The organism is Rhodococcus sp. PBTS 1, from assembly GCF_001620025.1.
GTDB classification, from domain to species: domain Bacteria; phylum Actinomycetota; class Actinomycetes; order Mycobacteriales; family Mycobacteriaceae; genus Rhodococcoides; species Rhodococcoides kroppenstedtii.
In genome coordinates this window covers 2,317,468-2,342,469 of the sequence record NZ_CP015219.1, presented here as the reverse complement: position 1 = coordinate 2,342,469, position 25,002 = coordinate 2,317,468, and the positions used below count along the sequence as shown (strand labels likewise).

General features: G+C 69.8%; 22 protein-coding genes. 8 read left to right on the top strand and 14 right to left on the bottom strand.

What is annotated here, in order from left to right:
- Window position 1: 1 nt before the first annotated feature.
- Window positions 2-1,012 (top strand): inner membrane protein YhjD, encoded by a 1,011-nt coding sequence (gene yhjD, locus A3Q40_RS10545; protein WP_068102087.1) that lies wholly within the window; start codon window positions 2-4, stop codon window positions 1,010-1,012.
- Window positions 1,013-1,016: 4 nt separating this feature from the next.
- Here yhjD and A3Q40_RS10540 read toward each other — a convergent pair whose 3' ends face one another.
- The gene (locus tag A3Q40_RS10540) at window positions 1,017-2,393 is read right to left on the bottom strand and encodes a D-alanyl-D-alanine carboxypeptidase family protein (RefSeq protein WP_068102086.1); all 1,377 of its coding nucleotides are present in this window, start codon (window positions 2,391-2,393) and stop codon (window positions 1,017-1,019) included.
- A gap of 133 nt (window positions 2,394-2,526) precedes the next feature.
- Here A3Q40_RS10540 and A3Q40_RS10535 point away from each other — a divergent pair, with 133 nt between their 5' ends.
- Complete coding sequence (locus A3Q40_RS10535; RefSeq protein WP_068102084.1) at window positions 2,527-4,284, top strand: HNH endonuclease signature motif containing protein; 1,758 nt, start codon at window positions 2,527-2,529, stop codon at window positions 4,282-4,284.
- A 64-nt stretch (window positions 4,285-4,348) separates the two neighbouring features.
- On the opposite strand, the gene A3Q40_RS10530 is transcribed toward A3Q40_RS10535, so the two are convergent.
- The 8 genes from A3Q40_RS10530 to iolC all read right to left on the bottom strand — a co-directional run bounded on the left by A3Q40_RS10530 (window position 4,349) and on the right by iolC (window position 13,565).
- Window positions 4,349-5,845, bottom strand: a complete 1,497-nt coding sequence (locus A3Q40_RS10530; RefSeq protein ID WP_068102082.1) for a CoA-acylating methylmalonate-semialdehyde dehydrogenase — start codon at window positions 5,843-5,845, stop codon at window positions 4,349-4,351.
- Between the two features lie 8 nt (window positions 5,846-5,853).
- On the bottom strand, window positions 5,854-6,726 hold the full coding sequence (locus A3Q40_RS10525) for a sugar phosphate isomerase/epimerase family protein (protein ID WP_068105900.1): 873 nt from the start codon (window positions 6,724-6,726) through the stop codon (window positions 5,854-5,856).
- Window positions 6,727-6,728: 2 nt separating this feature from the next.
- Window positions 6,729-7,721: a Gfo/Idh/MocA family protein gene (locus A3Q40_RS10520; protein ID WP_235606589.1), complete on the bottom strand. Its 993-nt coding sequence runs from the start codon at window positions 7,719-7,721 to the stop codon at window positions 6,729-6,731.
- 71 nt (window positions 7,722-7,792) lie between these two features.
- The gene (locus tag A3Q40_RS10515) at window positions 7,793-8,716 is read right to left on the bottom strand and encodes a sugar phosphate isomerase/epimerase family protein (RefSeq protein WP_068102078.1); all 924 of its coding nucleotides are present in this window, start codon (window positions 8,714-8,716) and stop codon (window positions 7,793-7,795) included.
- 53 nt (window positions 8,717-8,769) lie between these two features.
- A complete protein-coding gene (gene iolD, locus A3Q40_RS10510) occupies window positions 8,770-10,725 on the bottom strand; it encodes a 3D-(3,5/4)-trihydroxycyclohexane-1,2-dione acylhydrolase (decyclizing) (RefSeq protein ID WP_068102077.1) in 1,956 nt (651 codons plus the stop codon).
- A complete protein-coding gene (gene iolB, locus A3Q40_RS10505) occupies window positions 10,722-11,621 on the bottom strand; it encodes a 5-deoxy-glucuronate isomerase (protein ID WP_068105896.1) in 900 nt (299 codons plus the stop codon). The genes iolD and iolB overlap by 4 nt, the downstream gene beginning before the upstream one ends.
- Before the next feature lie 5 nt (window positions 11,622-11,626).
- Window positions 11,627-12,574 (bottom strand): Cgl0159 family (beta/alpha)8-fold protein, encoded by a 948-nt coding sequence (locus A3Q40_RS10500; RefSeq protein WP_235606264.1) that lies wholly within the window; start codon window positions 12,572-12,574, stop codon window positions 11,627-11,629.
- On the bottom strand, window positions 12,567-13,565 hold the full coding sequence (gene iolC / locus A3Q40_RS10495) for a 5-dehydro-2-deoxygluconokinase (RefSeq protein WP_068102075.1): 999 nt from the start codon (window positions 13,563-13,565) through the stop codon (window positions 12,567-12,569). The genes A3Q40_RS10500 and iolC overlap by 8 nt, the downstream gene beginning before the upstream one ends.
- 231 nt (window positions 13,566-13,796) lie before the next feature.
- On the opposite strand from iolC, the gene A3Q40_RS10490 reads away from it, so the two are divergent.
- The 5 genes from A3Q40_RS10490 (at window position 13,797) to A3Q40_RS10470 (ending at window position 18,924) form a co-directional block, all read left to right on the top strand.
- The gene (locus tag A3Q40_RS10490; protein WP_068102073.1) at window positions 13,797-14,549 is read left to right on the top strand and encodes a GntR family transcriptional regulator; all 753 of its coding nucleotides are present in this window, start codon (window positions 13,797-13,799) and stop codon (window positions 14,547-14,549) included.
- A 101-nt stretch (window positions 14,550-14,650) separates the two neighbouring features.
- Window positions 14,651-15,811 carry a Gfo/Idh/MocA family protein gene (locus tag A3Q40_RS10485; protein ID WP_068102071.1) on the top strand — a complete coding sequence of 387 codons (1,161 nt, stop codon included), beginning with the start codon at window positions 14,651-14,653 and terminating at the stop codon, window positions 15,809-15,811.
- A 130-nt stretch (window positions 15,812-15,941) separates the two neighbouring features.
- A complete protein-coding gene (locus A3Q40_RS10480) occupies window positions 15,942-16,973 on the top strand; it encodes a substrate-binding domain-containing protein (protein WP_068102069.1) in 1,032 nt (343 codons plus the stop codon).
- Window positions 16,974-17,037: 64 nt separating this feature from the next.
- On the top strand, window positions 17,038-18,096 hold the full coding sequence (locus A3Q40_RS10475) for an ABC transporter permease (protein ID WP_068102068.1): 1,059 nt from the start codon (window positions 17,038-17,040) through the stop codon (window positions 18,094-18,096).
- A 6-nt stretch (window positions 18,097-18,102) separates the two neighbouring features.
- Window positions 18,103-18,924: an ATP-binding cassette domain-containing protein gene (locus A3Q40_RS10470; protein ID WP_068102066.1), complete on the top strand. Its 822-nt coding sequence runs from the start codon at window positions 18,103-18,105 to the stop codon at window positions 18,922-18,924.
- Window positions 18,925-18,991: 67 nt separating this feature from the next.
- On the opposite strand, the gene A3Q40_RS10465 is transcribed toward A3Q40_RS10470, so the two are convergent.
- From A3Q40_RS10465 to A3Q40_RS10450, 4 genes are read right to left on the bottom strand one after another with little or no spacing between them, the layout of a single operon-like run.
- Window positions 18,992-19,969: a Gfo/Idh/MocA family protein gene (locus A3Q40_RS10465; RefSeq protein ID WP_068102064.1), complete on the bottom strand. Its 978-nt coding sequence runs from the start codon at window positions 19,967-19,969 to the stop codon at window positions 18,992-18,994.
- A gap of 12 nt (window positions 19,970-19,981) precedes the next feature.
- On the bottom strand, window positions 19,982-20,869 hold the full coding sequence (locus A3Q40_RS10460) for a sugar phosphate isomerase/epimerase family protein (protein ID WP_068102063.1): 888 nt from the start codon (window positions 20,867-20,869) through the stop codon (window positions 19,982-19,984).
- Window positions 20,866-21,891: a Gfo/Idh/MocA family protein gene (locus tag A3Q40_RS10455; protein ID WP_068102061.1), complete on the bottom strand. Its 1,026-nt coding sequence runs from the start codon at window positions 21,889-21,891 to the stop codon at window positions 20,866-20,868. The genes A3Q40_RS10460 and A3Q40_RS10455 overlap by 4 nt, the downstream gene beginning before the upstream one ends.
- Complete coding sequence (locus A3Q40_RS10450; RefSeq protein ID WP_068102059.1) at window positions 21,891-22,721, bottom strand: SDR family oxidoreductase; 831 nt, start codon at window positions 22,719-22,721, stop codon at window positions 21,891-21,893. Before A3Q40_RS10450 ends, A3Q40_RS10455 begins: the two co-directional genes overlap by 1 nt.
- A 24-nt stretch (window positions 22,722-22,745) precedes the next feature.
- Between A3Q40_RS10450 and A3Q40_RS10445 the strand changes: the two genes are divergently transcribed.
- Window positions 22,746-23,783, top strand: a complete 1,038-nt coding sequence (locus tag A3Q40_RS10445; RefSeq protein ID WP_068102058.1) for a LacI family DNA-binding transcriptional regulator — start codon at window positions 22,746-22,748, stop codon at window positions 23,781-23,783.
- Between the two features lie 31 nt (window positions 23,784-23,814).
- Here A3Q40_RS10445 and A3Q40_RS10440 read toward each other — a convergent pair whose 3' ends face one another.
- Window positions 23,815-25,002: a phytanoyl-CoA dioxygenase family protein gene (locus A3Q40_RS10440; protein WP_068102056.1), complete on the bottom strand. Its 1,188-nt coding sequence runs from the start codon at window positions 25,000-25,002 to the stop codon at window positions 23,815-23,817.

The following is a 25,002-nucleotide window of genomic DNA, read 5'->3' as shown; positions in this document are numbered from 1 at the left end:
CATGCCCGACGTTGCGGCGATCGTCGAACGACGACGAGCGGAGTGGCCCTGGTTCGATCATCTCGCCCGCGCCGGCGCGGTGTACCAGAAGCAGAAGGGCGACTACTACGCCGCGGGCATCACGTACTTCAGTGTGCTGTCGTTGTTCCCGTTGCTCATGGTGGCGTTCGCGGTGGTGGGCTTCGTCCTGAGCGCGCGGCCCGATCTGCTGGCGGAACTGCAGTCGCAGATCGCGGAGAACGTGCCGGGAAGCTTCGGTGGGACCATCAACGATCTCGTGGCGGCGGCCGTCGAGTCGCGGACGAGCGTGGGGGTGCTGGGTCTGCTGGGCGCGCTCTACGCGGGCCTGGGCTGGACCGCGAACCTGCGGGACGCGCTCACGGCCATGTGGGAAACCCAGCACCACGACGGATCGTTCCTGGGCACCAAGGTTCGCGATCTGGGGGCCCTGCTGGGACTCGGACTCGCCCTGGTGGTCTCGCTGGGCCTGTCGGCGGTCGCGAGTGGCTCCGTCGTCCCGGCGTTGTTGACGGCGGTCGGTCTCGATCACGTTCCGGGCGTGGGGGTCGCCGTGCAGATCGTGTCGATCCTGCTGGCCGTGGCGGCCACGTGGGCGCTGTTCGCGTGGGTGATCGCCCGGCTGCCGCGGGAGCCGGTCACGGTGCGCAGCGCCGCGCGGGCGGCGCTGATGGCGGCAGTGGTGTTCGAGGTGTTCAAGCAACTCGGCGCGGTGTACCTGGAGTCGGTGACGTCCGGACCGGCCGGGGTGACGTTCGGTCCGATCATCGGCATTCTGGTGTTCGCCTTCTTCACCTCGCGCTTCCTGCTGTTCTCGACGGCGTGGGCCGCCACCAGTCGGGACAATCGGATCTCGGCACCCACGCCGGTGCCGGAGGGGGCCGTCATCGCGCCCACCGTCGTTGTCCGTGAGGGTGTCTCGCCGGTCGGCGTCGCGGCCGTGGTCGGCGCCGCCGTCGTGGCCGTGCTCGGCCTGGGACGGCGGCGACGCTGATCGTTCAGCGCCGGGAGAGCCTGCGCGCCAGCAGGATCAGGCCGAGGACGACGATGCCCCCGACGACTCCCACTCCGATGCGGACCGCGCCGTCGGCGGAGTCGTCGACGCCCGGATAGGCGCCTCCGGACGGTGCGGCGAGGGCGCTGTCGGCATTGCCGACGTCGGCCGAATCCGGTTCCGCCATCCGGGTGAACGACGGTTCGTCGGTCTCGTTCCGTGTAACTCCTGTGGCCCCGTCCAGGGTGCCGATCGTCGCGTCCGGTTGGGCGAAGCCGAAGTCGAGCAATCGGGCGGCTTGCTCCCACGGACGGATCGGCAGGACATCGGCCGCCATGAGGGACACCACGAGGCGCCGCCCGTCCCGTTCCGCGGCGCCGACGAACGTCTGGCGGGCGTCGTCGGTGTAGCCGTTCTTCCCGCCGAGCGTGCCCGGGTAGCGGAACAGCAGAGCGTTGTCGCTGGCCAGGGTGAAACCGGGACGGTCCTCGTTCAGCGGCAGGTCGGGATTCACCGGGACACCCGGCTGATCGGGACGCGACGGATTGTCCGGCTTCGAGGGGTCCTTCGGGTACCCGGGGAACGGAACCTCCTCCGCAGCAGCGAGTTCCGCGAAGCGTGGATCCTCCATGGCGGCGCGGAAGATGACGGCGAGATCGTACGCGGAGCTCGCCATTCCTGGCCCGTCCAGTCCCGACGGGGTCGCGGTCCTGGTGTCCAGAGCGCCCAGTTCACGAGCGCGAGCGTTCATGGCCTCGACGGCGCGTTCGGTGCCGCCGAGCTGTCCGGCGATCGCGTGAGCAGCATCGTTGCCGGACGCCATCACCAGCCCCTGGAGCAACTGCCGCACGGTGTACACGCCGCCCATACCCAGCCCGACGGCGCTGCCCTCGGTGGCGGCGTCCTCGGCGGTCGCCGTCACGCGCGTGTCGAGGTCCAGGGAATCGAGCGCGACGAGCGCGAGGAGCACCTTGATGGTGCTCGCCGGCCGGTAGCGGCCGTGCGGGTCCTTGGCGGCGATGACCGCCCCGGTGTCGAGGTCCGAGACCGTCCAGGCGGTCGCCGAGATGTCGGCGGGGACGGGCGGGGCGCCGTCGGCCACGATCACGCCGCAGGCGCCGAGCTCGTCGCCGCCGACGGGTGCGTCGGGCACGGGAACCGGTACGGGTGCGGTCGATCCGGCAACCGGCACCTCCGACGCATCGATGGCCGGGGGCGGCGTCTCGCGGTGCGGGCACGAGTCGGTGCTGGGGGTCGCGAACGGTGTGGTGGTCGGCGGGGCCACCGGTTGAGCTGCTGCCGGCTGGGCTGCCGCCGGTGTGCCGAGCGCCAGGAGTGCGCCGACCGCGAGTGCCGCGGTCAGCCGTCGATACGTGGTCATCGCCGTCGAGCGTAGGTGCCGGTCCGGAGGGTCCGGGGGAGGTGGTGCGGTCAGGTTTCGTGCGTACGTGTCATGGACCGTGTCGGTGGGTGACGGTACACTCGAACATACGAGCGACTGGGGGGTCGGCGACATGGCGGGTGTGCAGGTGGGGGCAGGTGCCGTTCCGTGGGCGGCGCTCGATCACGCTGCCCTGGGTCTGCCCGCTACCACCGACCTTCCTGCGTCGCAGGCGCTGGACGCGCTCGTCCACGCCGCCGCCGGCGTCGCGTACCTGAAGTGGTTCGAATACCAGCTCGCCGCCGCCATGCACGCCGAACTGGTGGAGCCGTTCGAAGACGAAGACCGGCGTGAGCTCGACGCGTTCACCCGCTGCGCCGCCACCATCGCCACCACGTTGTCGATCACGCAGGGGGCGGCCCGCACCCTGCTCACCGACGCCGTCGCCCTGCGGGATCGACTCCCTCTCGTGGCGGAGTGCCTGCGGGACGGGGTCGTCACCCCGCATCACATCCGCACCATCGTCTCCCGCACCGAACTCATCGAAGGGCAGTGCTACGCCGCGTTGGTCGACGCCGACATCGCCCGCGCTCTCCGCAGACCCGGATCGTGGTCCCCGGCGCGGATGGAGGCGATGGTCGACATGATGGTCGACCGCCGTGATCCCGATGCCGTCCGCGCCCGGCGGGAGAAGGCGAAGCGGAATCGGGAGTTCACCGTCGAGATGGGCCGTGACGGTTTGGCGTCGGCGACGGACACCCGGCCGGCGGAGGACATCGTTGCTCTCCACGCGTCCGTGACGAGGTTGGCCGCGCAGGTGTGCCCGAAGGACACCCGCTCCAAGGCCGCGCGGGCCTCCGATGCGCATTACGCGTTGATCACCCAAACCGGATTCGGGTGCGACTGTGACCGCCCCATCACCGACTGCCGCTACAAGAACATCGACCTGACCAAGTTCGCGGCGACCGCGCCGCGGATCTTGATCCATCTGGTCACCGACACCACCACCCTAGACGGCCCCGTCCCGGCGCCGAAGGCCGAGCGGGTGTGCCGGTCGACCCAGCACCTGCCGCGACCGGACGAGAGCACCTCGGCCGTGACGGTGGCACCGGAACCGTCCGACTCGGAACCGATTGCACCGCAGTCGGTGTCGTCGAATCGGCCGAACGTCACCGCGGACGACGAGGCAGACGTCACTTCCGATGCCTCCGCCGGGTGCGAGGAACCGGTGGGCTTGGACTTCGTCGACGGCGTCGGATTCCTCGCCGGCATCGGCATAATCTCCGGCGCCCACGTCCGCGACCTCGCCGCCGACCCCCGCACGATCATCCGGCCGTTGGGTGACGGCACCGACACCCCACTGCCGGCGACACAACCCTCGAACCCCTACCGCCCCTCCGCAGCCCTCGACGCGTACATCCGTGCGCGGGATCTGTTCTGCACCTGGCCCGGCTGCAACCGACCCGCGTGGGACGGCGACCTCGACCACATCACCGAATACGACCACACCCACCCCGAGAAGGGCGGGCGTACCAGCGCGACCGGACTCGGAGCCAAATGCCGCTTCCACCACCTACTCAAGACGTTCGCCGACTTCGTCGACGATCAGTACCCCGACCCGGCCGACCCGAGCCGATTGATCCGCACCATCACCATCCCCGACGGGCGCACCGTCCTCGGACCGGCGTTCACCGGACACGACGTCCACCCCGGACTCGACGCCATCGTCTTCGGTGACCCACCCGAGACCCGAGCATCAAAACCGGGCCTCACCGAACGCACCCGACCCGCCCCACGCACCGAGCAGAAACACGCCCGCCGCCGACAGGAACGGAATCGCAACCGACTCCGCAGGGTCATCCCACCGGACGACACCCCACCCCCGTTCTGAGGGGCCCGCGTATGCCGACAGCCGCACCTCGCGATCGAGGTGCGGCTGCCGGTGGTGCTGTGGCTCAGTCGTTCTGGGGGAAGCCGAGGTTGATTCCGCCGTGGCTGGGGTCGAGCCAGCGGGCGGTGACGGCCTTGCCGCGGGTGAAGAAGTGGACGCCCTCGGTGCCGTGGGCGTGGGTGTCGCCGAAGAGGCTGTTCTTCCAGCCGCCGAAGCTGTAGTACGCCATGGGAACCGGGATCGGGACGTTGATGCCCACCATGCCGACTTCCACTTCGTTCTGGAACCGTCGGGCGGCGCCGCCGTCGTTGGTGAAGATGGCGGTGCCGTTGCCGTAGGGGTTGTCGTTGATCAGCTGCAGTGCGTCGTCGTAGGTCTCGACGCGCACCACCGACAGGACGGGTCCGAAGATCTCGTCGGTGTAGACGCTCATCTCGGGGGTGACGTGGTCGAGCAGCGTCGGGCCGAGCCAGAACCCGTTGGGGTCGCCGTCGGCCTGGACGCCGCGGCCGTCGACGACGACGGTGGCGCCGTCGTTCTCGCCGGCGTCGACGTAGGAGGCGACCTTGTCGCGGTGTGCCTTGGTCACCAGGGGGCCCATGTCGGAGCCACGGGTGCCGTCGCCGGTGCGCAGGGGGGTGGTGCGCTCGACGATCTTCGCGACGAGGTCGTCGGCGACGTCACCGACGGCAACGAGGGCGGAGATGGCCATGCAGCGCTCCCCGGCGGAGCCGAAGCCGGCGTTGACCATGGCGTCGGCGGCGAGGTCGAGGTCGGCGTCGGGCAGGACGATGGCGTGGTTCTTCGCGCCGCCGAGGGCCTGCACGCGCTTACCGTTCGCGGTGCCGGTGGAGTAGACGTACTCGGCGATGGGGGTGGAGCCGACGAAGCTGATCGACTTGATCGCCCGGCTCTCGAGCAGTTCGTCGACGGCGAGCTTGTCGCCCTGGAGGACGTTGAAGACGCCGTCGGGCAGGCCCGCTTCCTTCCACAGTTCGGCGAGCCAGATGCTGGCGGTGGGGTCCTTCTCGCTGGGCTTGAGGACGACGGTGTTGCCGCAGGCGATGGCGACGGGGAAGAACCACATCGGCACCATGGCGGGGAAGTTGAAGGGGGAGATGATGCCGACGGGGCCGAGGGGTTGGCGGATGGAGAAGACGTCGACCTTGGTGGAGGCGTTCTCGGTGAAGCCACCCTTGAGCAGGTGGGGGATGCCGCAGGCGAATTCGACGACTTCCTGGCCGCGGGAGATCTCGCCGAGGGCGTCGGAGAGGACCTTGCCGTGTTCGGCGGTGATGATGGCGGCGAGTTCGTCCTTGCGGGAGTTGAGCAGCTCGCGGAAGGCGAAAAGGATGGAGGTGCGCTTGGCCAGTGAGGTGTCGCGCCAGGCGGGGAACGCCGAGGCGGCGGCGGCGATGACGGCGCGGGCGTCGTCGAGGTCGGCCAGGGCGACCCGGCCGGTGACCTCACCGGTGGCGGGGTTGGTGACCTCGGCGGTGCGGTCGGACGTGCCGGCGAACGGCTTGCCGTCCACCCAGTGCCCGATGGTGTTCGTGGTCATGACAATTCCTACTTTCCGTACTTCGCGACGTGGTCGGTCATCGTCTGCAGCTGGTAGCGGGAGACCTCCCGCGCGTTCTCGTTCTCGGCGAAGACGCTCGACACCATGACGGTGTCGCGGTCGTAGAACCCGATGCGGTCGAGACCGCCGAAGAACTGGTCCCAGTCGACGTCGCCGTCGCCGATCTTCAGATGTTGGTGCACCCGAACGGGATTGCCGGGCGGGTTGGTGATGTAGCGCAGGCCGTGGGAGCGGTGGTGGTCCATCGTGTCGGCGACGTGCACCAGGCGGATCATGTCGCCGGCCTCGTCGAGAATCCGATCCAGGTCGCCGCCCATGTGGAACTGGTGGCAGGCGACCACCACCATGCCCAGGTTCGGCGAGTTGACCCCGCGGATCACCCGCATCGCCGCGAGCCCGTCCTCGACGAAGTCGTCGGGGTGCGGATCGATCAGGATGTCGAGTCCCTCCCGTTCGATGATCGGCAGCAGCTCCTCCATCGACCGGTAGAAGGCCCGCTCGGATTCCTCGGCCTTCTCGGGCCGGCCGCTGAACTCGGTGTTCATCCGCTGCACCCCGAGGTCGACGGTGATCTGGATGGCGCGCTTCCAGTACCGCACCGCCGCTTCCCGCGCGTCCTCGTCGGGTCCGGACCATCGCAGCACCGGCAGGACCGAGGCGATGCCGACCCCGGCGTCGTCGCAGGCCCGTCGGAAACGCCTGACCAGATCGTCGTTCGCCTTGGGGTGGTTGAAGAACGGGATCATGTCGACGTGCGGGGTGAGCTGCAGCCACTCGTACCCCAGCTCGGCGACGACGCCCGGCAGCTCCAGCAGCGAGTGCTCGTGATGGAACGGGGTGGGATCGAGAGCGACCTTCATGGTCACGCTCCCGAGATGTCGGCGCGGGCGACCATGTCGACCGCCACGGGCTCACCGGACTCGAGGGAGAGCACACCGGCTTCGCACACCGCAGCGGCGGCGTACCCGTCCCAGGCGCCGGGGCCGTCGACGTAGTTGCCCGTCTCGGCGCCTGCGTGCACGGCGTCGACCCACCGTTGGATCTCCACGTCGTACGCCTGCCCGAACCGCTCGACGAAGCCCGGGGTGATGGTGCCGCCGCGGACGCCGGGTGCGGACGTCCGCACCAGGCCGACGTCGAGACCGATCATGGCGCTGCCGCGCTCGGCGACCACCTCGGTCCTGACCTCGTAGGCGATACCCGTGGTGACGAAGACCTCCGCGTCGACGTGCCGGCCGGACTCGGTGGTGAAGATCGCGATCTGCGGATCGCGAAGCCCCTCCGGCGCAGCAGGATTGGCCGACGGCGCGATGATCTGGATCTTGGTGATCTCCTCGTCCAGCAGAAACCGGGCGACGTCGACCTCGTGCACCAGCGAGTCGCGCACGATCATGGCGCTGTCGAAGTGGGGCGGCACCTCGGGGTTGCGGTGCGCGCAGTGCACCACGAGGGCGCGGCCCAGGTCGCCGGAGTCGAGGAGCGCCTTGAGCTGCTCGTACTCGCGGTCGAAGCGGCGCATGAAGCCGACCTGGATCAGCTTCTTGCCGGTCGCGGCTTCCGCCCGGACCACCTCGAGCGACGTCTCGACGGACGTCGTCAGCGGCTTCTCGCACATCACGGGCTTGCCGTGCTCGAGGCACGCCAGCAGCTGCTTCTCGTGCGTGGGGCCTGGGGTGGCGAGGACGACGGCGTCGACCTCGGGATCGGCGATGGCGTCGATGGGGTCCTCGACCACGCGGGCACCGGGGACGGTGTCGGCGATCTCGCGGGCCCGCTCGGTGACGTAGTCGTTGACGACGGCGACGCGAGCGCCGGAGATGGTCCGGGTGATGCGCTGGACGTGGTCGGCGCCCATGCGCCCGACACCGAGGACGGCGATGCGGAGTTCGGAATTCACTTCAGGGACGTCCGTTCTGGAAGGAGGTGTCAGGAGAAGGTGACGGCGGGAACGCCGCAGGAGCCGAGGTACTTCCGGGTGCGCTGCGCGATGGGCAGGGGAGCGTCGACCTCGCAGGGGTACATGTCCTGCTCGACGATCGCGAAGAGATCGGCGGTCAGCCGACCCTCGGTCGCGAGCCGCTCGACGGTCTCGAGCAGCGGCGGCATCGCCGGAATACCCAGGGGCGGTTCGGTCATCGCGCCCAGCCGGACCGCCTCGCCGAACGGCAGGTCCTCGGCGAGCACCTTGTCGCGCACCGCTTCGTCGACCTGCTTGAGGTGGAGGTACCCGATGCGCTCGGGAGCGCGCTCGATGATGGCGATGTTGTCGCCGCCGCAGTAGCTGATGTGGCCGGTGTCGAGGCAGAGGTTCACGAACTCGCTCGAGGTGCCGTCGAGGAAGCGGTAGACGTTCTCCTCGGTGTCGACGTGGCTGTCGGCGTGCGGGTGGTACTGCGCCTTGACGCCGTACTGCTCGAACATCCGCTTGCCGAGCTCGTTCATGCCCTCGGTCTTCTTGCGCCACTGGTCGGCGGTGAGGTTCCGGTCCTCCAGGACGGCGCCCGTGGACGGGTCGCGCCACATCTCGGGGATGACGACGACGTGCTTGCCGCCGACGGCGGCGGTCAACTTGGCGACGTCCTCGATCTGCGTCCAGACCGCGTCCCACGCGTCGTCCTGGTGGAGATGCTCGAAGACCGTGCCGGCGGACAGCTTCAGGTTCCGAGCCTCGAGTTCCGCCGTGAGCTTCTGCGGGTCGGTGGGCAGGTAGCCGAAGGGGCCGAGTTCGATCCACTCGTATCCGGACGCGGAGACCTCGTCGAGGAATCGCTCGTACGGGGTCTGCTGCGGATCCTCGGGGAACCACACGCCCCAGGAATCCGGGGCGGAACCGACGCGGATGACGCTCATGGTGGAGCCTTTCGGGACTGGTTGTGCCTGATGTGCTGGGAAGGAAGAACGGGTCACTCGGACGGGCGCAGATACGGACGCTGGATGCGCTTCCACCGCTCGTAGGTGGCGTAGGCGGTCCGTGTGGACTCGAGGGTCGACGTCTCCGACACCGGGACGTCCCACCAGGACTCGGAGTCCGGTGCGGCGATGCGGGGGTCCGTCTCGACGTGGATGACGGTCGAGGTTTCGCTCGCCTTGGCGGCCTTGACGGCGTCGGTGAACTCCGAGCCGGTGGTCACGCGGACGACGTCGACGCCGAGGCTGGCCGCGTTGGCCGCCAGATCGACCGGAAGCAGGTCTCCGTCGAGACGACCCTGGCCGTCCCGGTACCGGTAGGCCGTACCGAATCGCTGGCTGCCGAGCGATTCCGAGAGGGAGCCGATGGAGGCGAAACCGTGGTTCTGCACCAGGATCACGATGACCTTGACGCCTTCCTGCACGGCGGTGACCAGTTCGGTCGCCATCATGAGGTAGGAGCCGTCGCCGACCATGACGAACACGTCCCGGTCCGGCTCCGCCATCTTGGCGCCGATGCCGCCGGCGATCTCGTAGCCCATGCACGAGAAGCCGTACTCGACGTGGTAGCCCTTGGGATCGCGGCTGCGCCACAGTTTGTGGAGGTCGCCGGGCATGGAGCCGGCGGCGCAGACCACGACGTCGCGCGGGTCGGAGAGGGTGTTGGCCAGGCCGATGACCTGGTTCTGGTTCAGCGGAGCCGACGTGTCCTCCACGGCGAACACCGAGGACACGGTGTCCTCCCACTGCGCGGCGAGTTCCGCGGTGCGCGTGCGGTAGTCGTCGTCGACGGACCAGTCGCCGAGCGCAGCGGTCAGCGCGCTCAGCGCTTCACGGGCGTCGGCGACGACGGACACGCCGCCCTGCTTGACCGTGTCGATCGTCGCGACGTTGACGTTGACGAAGCGCACGCTCGGGTCGGTGAAGGCGGTCCGGGAGGCGGTGGTGAAATCGCTGTAGCGCGTGCCGATTCCGATGACGACGTCGGCGTCGGTGGCGAGGGCGTTCGCGGCGGTGGTCCCGGTGGACCCGATCGCGCCGACGGACTGCGGGTGGTCGTAGGGGAGGGCGCCCTTGCCGGCCTGACTCTGTCCCACCGGAACGCCGGTCCGCTCGCAGAACGCGGCCAGGGCATCGGTGGCGCCGGAGTAGATCACGCCGCCGCCGGCCACGATCAGCGGACGACGCGCGCTGCGGATCACGGCCGCGGCGCGCTCGATCGCGTCGCTCTGGGGCAGTGTCCGGCCGACGTGCCAGGTGCGCTCGGCGAAGAGCGACTCCGGCCAGTCGAACGCCTCGGCCTGCACGTCCTGCGGAATGGCGACGGTGGCGGCGCCCGTCTCCACGGGGTCGGTGAGCACGCGCATCGCACCGATCAACGCGGCGGGCAGCTGCTCGGGTCGCCACACGCGATCGAAGTACCGCGACAGCGGCTTGAACGCGTCGTTGACGGTGACGTCGCCACTCGAGGGGAGCTCGAGTTCCTGGAGCACCGGTGCACTGGCCCGGGTGGCGAACGTGTCCGCCGGCAACAGCAGCACCGGCAGTCGGTTGATCGTGGCGAGGGCGGCGCCGGTGAGCATGTTGGTCGAGCCGGGGCCGACGCTCGCGGTGACGGCCCACGTCTGCAGCCGGTCCTTCTGCCGTGCGTAGGCGACCGCGCTGTGCACCATGGCCTGCTCGTTGCGGCCCAGGACGTACGGCAGGGCGGGCTCGGTGCCGGACTCGTGCGCGTCGATCTCCGCCTGCAGCAGAGCCTGGCCGAGGCCGGCGACGTTGCCGTGTCCGAAGATTCCGAACGCGCCCGCGAAGAACCGGGCACGCCGGCCGTCGCGTTCGACGTACTGGGCGGCCAGGAATCTCACGACCGCCTGCGAGACCGTCAGGCGGACGGTCGATTCGGCGTTCTCGGTCTTGCTCGCCGAGATGGGTGCGGTGGAGACCACGGTCATGCTCCTCGAGGTGGGGTGGTGGGGGTCCGATGCGGCTCGAGCGGGAGCCGGGGGTCGACCTGCTGGTCGGTCCAGGTGCCGCGGATCCAGGTGTGCTCGGGGTCGTCGACGATGTTCCAGGCGCGTTCGGCGCCCGGTCCGGCCATGACGTTCAGGTAGTACATGTGGTAGCCCGGTGCGGCCACGGACGGACCGTGGTAGCCGTGGGGTACGAGGACCACGTCGCCCGTGCGGACTTCCTCGAGCACCTCGATGGGTCGCTCGGGGGTGCCGTACACGCGGTGGTAGCCGAAGCCGGCGGATCCGTCGGGGCCGTCGGCGATCTCGAAGTAGTAGATCTCCTCGAGGGCGGACTCGTGCTCGGTGTTCTCGTCGTGCTTGTGCCCGGGGTAGGAGGACCAGTTGCCGCCCGGCGTGACGACCTCGCAGGCGATGAGCGAGTCCGCCTCAAAGGTGTCCGCGGTCCCGAAGTTGTGGACCTCGCGGCTGCAGTTGCCGGCTCCGCGCAGCTCGACGGCGACGGCGCTCGCCGGCACGTACCGGAACGGCAGCCGCGTCCGTGCGCGGGCACCGCACAGGGCGAAGCGACCACCCGAGGTGCTGGCAACGGTGTACGACGAGTCCCGCCCGACGTAGGCGAAATCGGACGGGCCGTCGAACACCGTGGCGCGACCGGCCAGGTCGACCGTCTCGCCGTCGCAGGTGACCGTGGCCGAGCCGGACAGCGGCACCACCATGATCTCGTCGTCACCGGACTCGAGCTCGGCGGACTCGCCGGCCGCGAGGCGCAGCGTGCGCAGGCTCGACTCGCTCCAGCCGGCCGACTCGGGGGTGACCACCACGTCGAACGGGGCGTCGGCGGAGGCGCCGACCGGGATGTAGTACTCGGAGTTCACGGCCGTCACCGCACCATCGTCACGGCGGTGTCGACGGCCGCGGCCACGTCACCGTCGCGGGGGTAGAGCAGGGTGCGCCCGACGATGAGTCCGCGCACGGCCGGAATCTCCAGCGCGCGCGACCAACTGGCGAACGTTTCCTCGGGCGCCTCCTGCGGGTCGCCGCCGAGCAGCAGCGTCGGCAGGGTGGTCGCGTCCATGACGCGCTCCATGTCGGCGACGACGGGCAGCTTGAGCCACGTGTGCGACGACGTCGACCCGAGACCCTGGGCGACGTGCATGCTCTTGATGACGGCATCGGTGGACAGGTCGTTGACCACCTTGCCGCCCTCACGGCGGCTGAGGAACGGCTCGAGCATCGCGATCAGGCCGTGGGCGGCGAGCTCGTCGACGGCTCGCGCCGTCGCGGTCATCATCGACAGCGTCCCCGGATCGTCGAGCGCGACGCGGTTGAGCATCTTGGCGCCGTTCATCCGGGCCTTCGCGGTGGAGGCGGCCGTGGCACCGGTCATGCGGTCGTCGAGTTCGAACGACGCGCCGGCCAGTCCGCCGCGGTTCATCGACGAGAACACCACCTTGTCCTCGAGCGCGCCGAGGAGCACGAGATCGTCGAGGATGTCGGCCGTCGCGAGCACGCCGTCGACGCCGGGGTTCGCGAGCGCCGTGCGCAGTCGGTCGAGCAACTCGGTGCGGCTGTTCATCGCGGTGGCGTTCGAGCCGACCGACAGCGCGCCGCGCGCGGGGTGGTCGGCGGCGACGATCATCAGTCGGCCGTTGCCGCGGACGGTGGGCCGCGTGGTGCGGGTGGCCCAGGCGCGCTCGATCGCGCCGGGGTCGCTCGCGCGCACCGCGGTCACGTCGGCGTAGGTCCGGGCGGCGGGCGTGGCGCCGAGAGTCGGTGCGGCCGAATCGGTCCCGCGAGTACCGGTGTCGGTGAGGACGGTGTCAGACATGAGCGGGCTCCGTCGGGTCGGCTGCGGACGCGTCCGCGAGTGCGGCGACTTCGTCCGCGGTGGGCATGGCGGTGGAGCATTCGAGCCGGGAGGCGACGATGGCGCCGGCGGCGTTGGCGTGACGCAGGATCTTCTCGAGCGGCCAGCCGGCGAGCAGGCCGTGGCAGAGCGATCCGCCGAAGCTGTCGCCCGCGCCGAGTCCGTTGACCACGTCGACGGGGTTCGGCGGGACCTCGACCCGCTCGGTGCGGGTCTTGCCGAGCACGCCCCGCGGGCCCTGCTTGACGATGGCCAGATCCAGGCCGAGGTCGAGGAGGGCGTCGGCCGCGCGATCGGGATCGGTCTCACCGACGGCCACCTCGCACTCCTCGCGGTTGCCGACGGCGACGGTGACCTGCGCGAGGGCGCGCTGGACCTGCTCCGTCGCGGCGGCGGGGGAGTCCCAGAACATGGGCCGGTAGTCGAGGTCGAGCACGGTGAGCGGTGCCCGACCGCGTGCGTCCCACGCCGTGAAATGCGCACTGCGGCTCGGCTCTTCGGACAGTCCGGTGACCGTGGACCAGTAGAGCGCGGCCGCCCGCACGGCGTCGGCGTCGATGTCGTCGGGGCGGATCTGCAGGTCGGGGGCCGTCGGCTTCCGGTAGAAGTACAGCGGGAAATCGTCCGGCGGGAAGATCTCGCAGAAGGTGACGGGCGTGGCGTGGGCGGGATCGGTGACGACGAACGACGCGTCGACGCCGAGGCGCTCGAGCTCGCCGCGCACGTAGCGTCCGAAGGGATCGTCGCCGGCCCCGGAGATCAGGGCGCTGCGCCGGCCGAGGCGCGCTGCGGCGACGGCGACGTTGGCGGCGCTGCCGCCCAGGAACTTGCCGAACGTGGTCACGTCTTCGAGGCCGACCCCGGTCTGCAGCGGGTAGATGTCGACACCGCTGCGCCCGATGGCCAGGACGTCGAATCCGGCGTGCGGCGTGTCGGGTGCGGCTGTGGTCACGTGATCTCCCGGGGTGTGGGTCGGCGGTGTCGGTAAACGGTGAGCGGATACGGCCCGCGACTACTGTGCGCCGCACCACACCGGGATGTCAACAGTTTGTCCTGACATTCTAACTTGATGTCATATCGGCCCGGATCACCTACACTCACACCACTCGACGGTGCGCTGCGTCACGGTCGAGTCCGCATCCCGAGGTGACCACGCCTCGTCTCGCTGTCGATCGGAGACCGAGTGAACCACCCGCTCAGCGCGCCGCAGCTGGCCGTGGAGTTGGACCGATCCAGCCCCGTCCCGCTGTACTACCAGCTCGCCCGCGCCATCGAGGAGGCCGTTCTCTCCGGGCAGCTCGCGCCGGGTGACCGCTTCGAGAACGAGTTGGCCCTGGCGGAACGGCTCAACCTCTCCCGGCCGACCACCCGTCGCGCGATCCAGGAGCTGGTGGACAAGGGCCTGCTCGTCCGCAAGCGCGGCGTCGGAACGCAGGTGGTGCAGAGCCCCGTGCACCGTCCGGTCGAGCTCACGTCGCTGTTCGACGACCTGGCCCGCGCGGGGCAGCACCCAAGTACCAAGCTGCTCGAGTACTCCGTCGGCCTGCCGGGGGACGAGGTGGCGCGCGAACTCAACATCGGTCCGGACGAAACCGTGGTCACGATCGCACGACTGCGCAGCACGCAGGGCGAGCCGCTCGCGTTGATGACGAACTACCTCCCTCTCGACCTCGCTCCGGAGCCCGCCGAACTGGAGGCGCAGGGGCTCTACCAGTCGCTGCGTACCAAGGGTGTGCACGTCCGTCTGGCTCGACAACGGATCGGCGCCAAGTCGGCCGGCCGTGAGGAAGCCGAGCTGCTCGACGAGAAGCTCCGGGCTCCGCTGCTCACCATGAACCGCACCGCCTTCGACGATTCCGGCAAGGTCGTCGAGTACGGCGTTCACGTCTACCGCGCCTCCCGCTACAACTTCGAGACCACCCTCGTCGACCGCTGACGCGGTCGGCATCCACCCCGTCGTGTCCCGACGGGTGCTCGGCCGTGCCCGGACCGTCCTGTGCTCGGCCGTCCCCGACTTCTCGAAAGGTGTTCCCTGCCATGTCCTCTCGTCCACTTCGCGTCGGTGTCATCGGTTTCGGCTGGATGGGTCGCGTGCACACGCAGGCCTACGCCCGAGTGCGCCACCACTTCCCGGATCTGCCGCTGACTCCGGTCCTCGCCGCCGTGGCCGACGACGTGCCCGGCCGTGCTGCCGAGGCCGCCGAGGTCTTCGGCTTCGCCGGACACACCACCGACTGGCGCGACGTCGTCACCGATCCCGACGTGGAGGCGGTGTCGGTCACGGCGCCGAACTTCCTGCACCGGGAGATCGGCACCGCCGTCGCTCGCGCGGGCAAGCATCTGTGGATCGAGAAGCCCGTCGGTCTGACCCGCGACGACGCCGCTGCGGTGGCCGAGGCCGCCGCCGCCGCGAACGTGCGCACTGCCGTCGGCTTCAACTATCGCAACGCCCCGGCCGTCGACCGAGCGCGCGAGTTGATCGCCGCGGGCGAGCTGGGCACGGTGACCCACGCGCGGTTCCGGTTCTTCAGCGACTACGCCGCGCACCCGGACGGCGCGCTGAGTTGGCGCTTCGAGCGTGCCCGTGGAGGCAACGGTGTGCTCGGCGACCTCGCCTCGCACGCAGCGGATCTCGTGTGGTTCCTGCTCGGGGACATCGGCAGTCTGGTCGCCGACACCGCGGTCTTCGTTCCCGAGCGCGCCCGGCCTACCGGGGCGACCAGCGGTCACAGTCGCGTCAGCGGCGGTGAGCGGGGCCCGGTCGAGAACGAGGACTACGCGAGCGCGCAGCTGCGCCTGGTCTCCGGTGCGCGGGCGACGCTCGAGGCCAGCCGCGTCGCGGTCGGCGAACAGAACGCGTACGGCTTCGAGATCCACGGGACGGCCGGCGCCGTGACGTGGGACTTTCGCCGGATGAACGAGCTCGTCGTCGGCCGCGGTACCGCCTATCAGGACCAGGCGATGTCCACGGTGTTCGTCGGCCCGGGCGCGGGGGACTACGCCGCGTTCCAGCCGGGGTCGGCGTCCGCGATGGGTTACGACGACCTCAAGGTGATCGAGGCGCGCAACTTCCTGCAGTCCGTTCACGACGGTCGGCCGCTGGGGGCGACCGTCGAGGACGCGGTGCGCAGTGCAGCGGTCCTCGACGCAATGGTCGAGTCGGTCGAATCGGGCTCCTGGACGGCTCCCCGCATGTGAGCCGCTGCAGTCCTAATGTCCGAACAAAGTATTGACATTCCGATGTGACCGGTATTACATCTACTGCAGGCGAGTGAGCCAGGCTCCTTCTCTCGAGCGAGCCGACCCGCATTTTCCGAGAGGACAATCAATGAAGGTTCGTCAGGGTACGACCAGTGGCGGCCGGGCCGTCGGGCGTCGGGGTGCCGCACTGGCGCTCGGCGCTGTCGTCGCCGTGTCCGTCGCTGCGTGCTCGAGCACGGGGGGCGCACCGGAATCCAGTGGCGGCGGCGAGGGTGGGGGCGGCACCGTCGACACCCCTCGCGCCACCATCGCGATGATCACCCACGAGGTTCCCGGTGACACGTTCTGGGACCTCATCCGCAAGGGTGCGGAAGCCGCCGCGGCGAAGGACAACATCGAGCTGCGCTACTCGGCCGACCCCGAGGCGCCCAACCAGGCCAACCTGGTCCAGAGCGCGATCGACTCCGACGTCGACGGCATCGCGGTCACCCTGGCCAAGCCCGACGCCATGGCGCCGGCCGTGCAGGCCGCCGAGGCCGCCGGAATCCCCGTGGTGGCCTTCAACTCCGGGTACGACGACTGGAAGGCGCAGGGCGTCGGCCAGTACTTCGGTCAGGACGAGACCATCGCCGGCAGGGCCGTGGGTGAGCGCTTGACCTCCGAGGGTGCCAAGAAGACCCTCTGCATCATCCAGGAGCAGGGCCAGGTCGCGCTCGAATCCCGGTGCGCCGGTGTGACGCAGGGCTTCACGGGCGGCTCCACCGAGATCCTCAACGTCAACAGCAAGGACATGCCGTCCGTCGAGGCGACCATCACCGCCAAGTTGCAGCAGGATCCGTCCATCGACCACGTGGTCGCCCTCGGCGCCCCGATCGCGCTCACCGCGGTGCAGTCCAAGGCCAACGCCGGCAGCAACGCCACCGTCGTCACCTTCGACACCAACTCCGCCCTGGTCGACGCCATCGAAGCCGGTGACGTGGCCTGGGCCGTCGACCAGCAGCCCTACCTCCAGGGCTACCTCGCCGTCGACTCGCTCTGGCTCTACCTGAACAACGGCAACACCATCGGTGGCGGCACCCCGGTTCTGACCGGCCCCGCGTTCATCGATTCCTCCAACATCGACGCCGTCGCCGAGTACGCCCGGAACGGCACTCGCTGATACCCGACACCCGGCGGCAGACCCTCGTCGCCGCCGGGTGTCGCCCAGCACGGAAGGACCTCCCATGACCACCCAGGCCGATCTGGATCTGTCGAAACACACCGTCGTGACCGACGAGCGCGTGCGGAAGCAGAAGCCGTTCCAGCGCTTGCTCGTTCGTCCCGAAATCGGCGCCCTGTTCGGCGCGATCATCATCTTCGTCTTCTTCGCGATCGTGGCCCCACCGTTCCGGTCGCCGGAGGCCCTGGCCACGGTGCTGTACGCCTCCTCCACGATCGGCATCATGGCCATCGGCGTCTCCCTGCTGATGATCGGCGGCGAGTTCGACCTCTCCACCGGTGTGGCCGTGACCTTCTCGTCCATCGCCGCCTCGATGCTGGCCTACAACCTGCACCTCAACGTCTGGCTGGGATCGCTCCTCGCCCTCGGCCTGGCCCTCGGCGTCGGATTCCTCAACGGCTACCTGGTGATGAAGACGAAGATCCCGTCCTTCCTCATCACCCTCTCGACCTTCCTCATGCTCACCGGCATCAACCTCGCCGTGACCAAGCTCGTCACGGGACAGGTGGCCACGCAGTCGATCTCGAACATGCAGGGCTTCGACTCCGCCAAGGCCGTCTTCGCCTCGTCGTTCACCATCGGCGGTGTCTCCATCCGCGTGACCGTCCTGTGGTGGGTGCTGTTCACCCTGATCTCGACGTTCGTACTGATGAAGACGCGGATCGGAAACTGGATCTTCGCCGTCGGCGGCAACCAGGACTCCGCGCGGGCGATCGGCGTCCCGGTGACCAAGGTCAAGATCGGCCTGTTCATGTTCGTCGCGTTCTGCGCCTGGTTCGTCGGCATGCACCTGCTGTTCGCCTTCAACACCGTGCAGTCCGGTCAGGGCGTGGGCAACGAGTTCCTCTACATCATCGCCGCGGTGATCGGTGGCTGCCTTCTCACGGGCGGTTTCGGCACCACCGTCGGCGCCATGATCGGTGCGTTCATCTTCGGCATGACCAACCAGGGCATCGTCTACGCCGGCTGGAACCCCGACTGGTTCAAGTTCTTCCTCGGCGCGATGCTGCTGTTCGCGGTCGTGGCCAACAATTCCTTCCGCTCCTACGCAGCCAAGAGGTGACCCAAGATGACCACCATCTCCGAAACCCCCACCCGGGAGCCGTCGGATCACGGCAGCGGCGGGAAGACCCCCCTGATCGAGCTGAAGGACGTCGGCAAGTCCTACGGCAACATCATCGCCCTGTCCGGCATCAACCTCCGCGTCGGCGCCGGCGAGGTCACCGGTGTCCTCGGCGACAACGGCGCCGGCAAGTCCACCCTCATCAAGATCATGGCCGGACTGCACCAGCAGAGCGAAGGGCAGCTGCTCGTCGACGGTGAGGAGACCCGGTTCGACTCGCCGAAGGACGCGTTGAACAAGGGCATCGCGACGGTGTACCAGGACCTCGCCGTGGTCTCGCTGATGCCGGTGTGGCGCAACTTCTTTCTCGGCCAGGAGCTGCGCAAGGGCCCGTTCCGCGCCCTCGACGCCGCAGCCATGCGCGCCACCACCAAGGAAGAACTGCACAAGATGGGCATCGACCTGCCCGACGTCGACGCCCCCATCGGGTCTCTGTCGGGTGGTCAGCGTCAGTGTGTGGCGATCGCCCGCGCCATCTTCTTCGGCGCTCGCGTGCTGATCCTCGACGAGCCCACCGCCGCCCTGGGCGTCAAGCAGTCGGGCATGGTGCTCCGGTACATCTCGGCGGCCAAGGAACAGGGCTTCGGCGTCGTGTTCATCACCCACAACCCGCACCACGCGTACATGGTCGGCGATCACTTCGTTCTGCTCAACCGCGGTCGGCAGAAGCTCGACTGCACCTACGACGAGATCAGCCTCGACGACCTGACCAAGGAGATGGCCGGCGGCGACGAGCTCGAGACGCTCACGCACGAACTGCGCCGCTGACCCCGGCGGACCGACGCCGGCGAACGCCCCACACCGAATCCGGTGCGGGGCGTTCGTCGTTCGGCGGTCAGCGCGGAGCGAGTCCTGCCGCCCGGTAGGCGTCGTCGACGAGGTCCATGGTGGCCACGGCGTCGTCGACGTCCAGAGGATAGGGCGCCCCGGTCTCCAGATGTGCTGCGAGAGCGTCCAGTTGGTAGAGGTACGTCGGCCGGGTGTCGAGGCGTTCGACGTGGACGCCGGAGGAGTCGGTGACCGACACCCGCCCGTCGAGGTTCGGGCGGATGAAGTCGTGCGCGAAGACCTCGCCGGCGGCGAACAGCAGCCGCATCGTGAACTCGAAACGCGGATGCACCATCGAGTTGACGCTGCGGGCCGGGACGCCGCTGGGGAACTCGAGGTCGATCGTGGTGGCCGCATCGACACCCGGGTCGCGTTCCTCGGCCTGCGCCGACACCACGCGCGGTACGCCGCCGGCGCCGGCCGCGTCGGCCAACATGCGGCACACGTGCAGCCCGTAGCACCCGAGGTCCATGATCGCCCCGCCCGCGAGTTCGAGCGACCATCGCGGGTCCCGGGCGTCGGGCTCCGGCATCGCCATGATCACCTCGACCCCGGTGAGGTCGCCGAGTTCGCCGGACCGGGCGATCTCGAACACTCGCTGGGTCACCGGGTGGAAGAGGTAGTGGAACGCCTCGACGATCCGCCCGCCCGTCCGCTCGGCGACCGCCGCGACCTCGCGCGCCTCGGCGGCGTTGCGGGCGAACGGCTTCTCGGTCAGAACGGTCTTGCCCGCCTCGAGAGCGCGGATGTTCCAGGGTGCGTGCAGGGCGTTGGCGAGGGGGTTGTAGACGAGGTCCACCTCCGGATCGGCGAGCACCGCGGCGTAGTCGTCGGACACGCGCTCCACCTCGTGCTGCTGCGCGAACTCCTCGGCCCGCGCCCGGTCGCGCGCGGCGACGGTGACCAGCCGGTGCCCGAGGGCGTGCGCCGGTCCGACGATCGCGGACTCCGCGATGCGGGAGGCGCCCAGAATTCCGATCCTCATGCGGTCACGGTCTCACACGGTCACGACGCGGGCGTCGGTCACCGAGCGCAGATACGCGACGCTGGCCTTCACGTCCAGCACCGGCCCCGCGTCGTCGGCGGGATCGTCGGTCAGGATGGTGTCCTGCTCGAGGACGAACCAGCCGTCGTACCCGGCGTCCAGCAACGTCTCCACCACCCCGCCGATGCCGACGTCGCCCGTCCCGAGCGGGGTGTACATCCCGGCCTGCACCGCGTCGGTGTAGGTCAGGTCGCCGGCCTGCACTCGCGCCGCGAGCGCTGCGTCGACGTCCTTGAGGTGCGTGTGCGTGATGCGCGACGACGCCTGACGGGCCAGCTCGGCGGGATCGGTCCCGCCGATCATCAGGTGCCCGGTGTCCAGGCAGAGGGGAATCGAGGAGCCGTCGAGCACGCGGTGGACCTCGTCGCGCTGCTCGATCATGGTGCCGACGTGCGGGTGGAGGACGGCCCGGATGCCGCGCTCCGCAGAGGCCGCGGCGAGGCGATCGAGGTTGCGCAGCAACGTCGTCCACTCGTCGTCGGTCAGTTCCGGGCGCGCGTCGTACCCGTCGCGCCCGCTCACCGCGGCGAGCACGATCACGTCCGCGTGCGCGGCGACGAACCCGTCCAGCAGACCGGAGATTCCGGGTACGGGATCGTGGCCGCGCTCGTGCAGGAGGACCGGCGCGAACCCGCCGACGGAGGTGAGACCGTGATAGGCGAGCGTCCGCGCGAGCTCCTGCGGATCGGACGGCAGGAAGCCGTCGGGCCCGTTCTCGGTGGCAGTCAGGCCCGCCTCGCGCATCTCGCGCAGCACGCGGTCGACGCTGATCTGATGGCCCCAGCCGGGGACCTCGCAGACGCCCCACGAGATGGGTGCTCCGGCGATACGAACGGTCATGATCGAACCTCTTCCAGGGTGACGGGGGCAGAGCGACGGAGCGACGCGGCGGCGGCCTCCGCGATCCAGGCCACCTCCAGCGCGTCGGCAGGGGTGCAGGGCGACGGACGTCGGCCGGCGACGACGTCGAGGAACGCGGCGAGCTCGGCGCGGTAGGACTCGGCGAACCGGTCCATGAAGAACGAGTGCGGTGTCGCAGACGGGAACGGGTGTGGTCCCCGATCGCCGTGTGCGGGATCGAGATTGCGGACGGGCGCGGCGTCGTCCCACCCGGCGACGACGGTGTCGGCGCGTCCGTGCACTTCGAGCCGACAGTCGTAGCCGCGGCCGTTGAACCGGGAGTTCGACACGACGCCGAGGGTGCCGTCGTCGAACGTGAGCAGGGTGGTCGCGGTGTGCACGTCGCCCGCGGCGACGAAGCGGGGGTCGTCGGACGCGGTTCCCGCCGCGAACACCGAGACGACCTCACGGCCGACGATCCATCGGACGGTGTCGAAGTCGTGCACGGCGCAGTCGCGGAACAGGCCACCCGACGCCGCGATGTAGTCCGCCGGGGGCGGTGCGGGGTCGAGGGTGGTGGAGCGAACGGTGTGCAGCGCGCCGAGGTCCCCGGCCCGCACGGCCCGATACGCCGCGGCGACGGCCGGATCGAACCGACGATTGAACCCGATCTGCACCGGGACGTCGGAGCCCGCGAGTCCCGCCACCACGGCGGCGCTCTCGACCGCCGTGGACGCCAATGGCTTCTCGCAGAAGACGGGTACTCCCGCGTCGACGGCGGTGAGCAGAACCGACGCGTGGGCGGGGGTCGCCGCGGCGATCACCACCCCGTCGACGCCGGCGCTCAGCAGGTCGTCGAGCGTGGTGACCGCGGTGGCGCCGTGTCGGTCCGCGACGGACGCGGTGACGTCCGGACGATCGTCGAGCACCACGAGCGAGGACACCCCGTCGAGCGCCGCGAGCGTGTCGCAGTGGAACGCGCCGATTCGGCCGAGGCCGACGACGCCGAGACGTGCGCCCATCAGTCCTGACCCCCGACGACCTGCTGGTCCCACTCGATCACCGAACCGGTGACCACGCCGCTGCGCGGCGAGAGCAGGAAGACGACGGCGTCGGCGATCTCCTCGGGGCGCCCGAGGGTACCCATCGGCTGCCGCGCGGCGGCCTGCTCGGCCCAGTCGTCCGGCGCGTCGTGGAACTGCTTCTGCGTCACTGCTTCTCCCTCGGTCTCGGTCCAGCCGATGTCGAGGGTGTTGATGCGAATGCGGTCGAACCGGTGCGCGTGCGCGGCGTTCTTCGTCAGTCCGGCGAGCCCGGCCTTCGCGGCGACGTACGGGGCGAGGTAGGGCTGGCCGCCGCGCGCGGAGATCGACCCGATGCACACAATGGTGCCGGGTGCGCCGCGACGCACCATGTCGCGGACGGCGGCCTGCATGACGAAGAACGGTCCGCGCAGGTTGACGGCCATGTGCTGATCGAACAGCTCGGGCGTGGTGTCGAGCAGCGATCCCCGGCTGGTCAGTCCGGCGCTGATGCAGACCGAGTCGACGCGTCCGAAGTGCGTCACGGTCCGCTCGACCGAGGCGCGGGCCTGCATCGGATCGGCGACGTCCGCCTCGACGTAGAGGACGTCGTGACCGGATGCGCGCAGCTCGGCCTCGAGGGCCGTGCCGACGTCGGTGCGGCGCCCCGAGAACGCCACGCGCGCACCGTGCGCCAGCGCGCTCCGCACCACCGCCGCACCCACGCCGGCGGTGCCGCCGCTCACCAGGACCACCCGGTCCGCCAGAAGATCTCGCACCCGTCCGAGTCTTGCGGTCGAGCGCAGTCGAGACAACACTGCAGAGCACATCAAAAACACCTCGAGGAGACTGCGGTGGCTCATCGCTACAAGGTGCGCGAGATCGCTCAGCAGGCCGGGCTGAGCGAAGCCACCGTCGATCGCGTCCTGCACGGTCGGCCGGGGGTGCGCGAGGACACGCGCGCCGAGGTGCAGCAGGCCGTCGAGGACCTCGACAAGCAGCGCACGCAACTGCGCCTGAACGGCCGGAAGTTCTTCGTCGACATCGTGATGCAGGCCCCGGAGCGCTTCTGCGCCGAGGTCCGCGCGGCGCTCGAAGCCGAATTGCCCACGCTCGCACCGGCGCTCGTACGCGCTCGCTTCCACTTTCGCGAAACCGAGTCGGTGGACGACGCGGTGGCGACCCTCGCCGGCATTCGTGGTCGGGGATCGCACGGTGTGATCCTCAAGGCGCCCGATCGGCCGGAGGTGGCGGCGGCCGTCGACGACCTCGTCGCCGGGGGCATTCCCGTCGTCACGTACGTGTCCGACATTCCCACCAGCGCGCGCGTCGCCTACGTCGGGATCGACGATCGGGCGGCCGGGGCGACGGCCGGCTACCTGGTGGACCGGTGGTTCGGGCGCGGGGACGAGGACGCCGCCGTCCTGGTGACGCTCAGCCACGATTCGTTTCGCGCCGAGGGCGAGCGCGAAGCGGGGTTCCGGCGCGCGCTGCGCGATCTCGCCGCCGCCGAGCACCGACCGCCACGGCGCGTGGTCGACATCGCGCAGAGCAGCGGGTTGGACGAGACCGTGGAGGACCTGGTGACGCAGGCGCTCCAGCGCGATCCCGCGGTGGCCGGCGTCTACTCCATCGGTGGGGGCAACGCCGCGACGGTTCGTGCGTTCGCCCGGTCGGGCCGTCCGTGCCGGGTGTTCGTGGCGCACGACCTCGACACCGACAATCGACGCCTGCTCGCCGAGGGGGCGTTGTCGGCGGTGTTGCACCACGACCTCCGGGCGGACGTCCACCGCGCCTGCCGATTGTTGATGCAGGCGGCAGGCGCGGTGACGGGGGTGCGCACGGGGTCCTCCCCGGTGCACGTGGTGACGCCCTACAACGTTCCGGTCTGAGCGGTCCGGATCGAGGTGCCGGTCCGAGCGATCAGGGCGTGTGCCGGGCCGTGAGGGCGCGGACCTCGTCGACGAAGCGCTCCGGGGACATCGACTCCCGCAGGGCCCGGTGCACCAGCTCGGCCTGGGTCTCCCCGGCCATGCCGGTCACGGGCGGGTCGAGGTCGAGGTTGGTCGGGAAGGCGTAGCCCTCCGCGGACGCCGCCACGACCGTACGCACGTCGTCGTCGCGCCCGGCCGCGGCCAGGGCCTGCAGTTCGGGGTAGAGCGCGCACACCATCGCGTCACGGTCGACGCTGTCGATCGCGCGGCCGAAGGCGGAGGACACCTGGAGCAGGTTCGCCATGCGGAAGATGTCGGTGGAGGTGTTGTGGCCGGCGGCGTGGAACAGCGCCGGGTTGAAGAACACCGCGTCGCCGGCCTCGAGCGGGAGCTGAACGTAGTGGTCCGCGAAGAATTCCCGGAACTCGGGCAGTCCGAACGCGATGTACCCGGGCTCGTACTGCTGGGAGTACGGGAGGTACATGGTGGGGCCGGACTCGATCGGCATCGCGCAGTGCGCCACGGCACCCTGGAGGGTGAGGGCGGGTGAGAGGCGGTGCACGTGCGCCCGAAACGCCGCAGCGGTCTCGGTGGACATGAACCCCAGGTGGTAGTCGCGGTGCGGATTCTGTGCCGCGCCACCGGGATTGACCACGTTGATCGACGACGTCACCTGGTACATCGGGCCGAGCCAGGCCTCGGACACCAGGGCGAGGACGTCGTTGGCGTAGTACCGGGCGAACAGGTCGGGTCGATCGACGGCCAACTTCTGCAGAGCCGACCAGATGCGGTCGTTCGCACCGGGTTTCGCGAAGTGATCGCCACCGGCGAAGCCCTCGGCGTGCTGACGCGCGATGGTGTCGGTGAAGTAGGCCGTGGTGTCGGTGAGGGCGTGCTCGTCGGTGAACGCGCCACGGAACACGACGATGCCGGGGCCGTCGAGAAGGGCGTGGGCGAGCTCGTCCTGAATCTCGGCGCGGGTGGACTCGTCGGTGATGCGGGTGCGGAGGCGGGCGGCGTCGTAGACGAGCACGCCGCGCTCGGTGTCGTCGGCGAACGGGTAGTCCGCGAGGTCGGTGGTGCGCTCGACGAGGGCGCGGAAGTCGTCGAGTCGGCAGTCGGCTGCGGAGAGTCGGCCGGCTCGGGCGGCAGTGGGGGCGGGGGCGGTGGAGGTCAT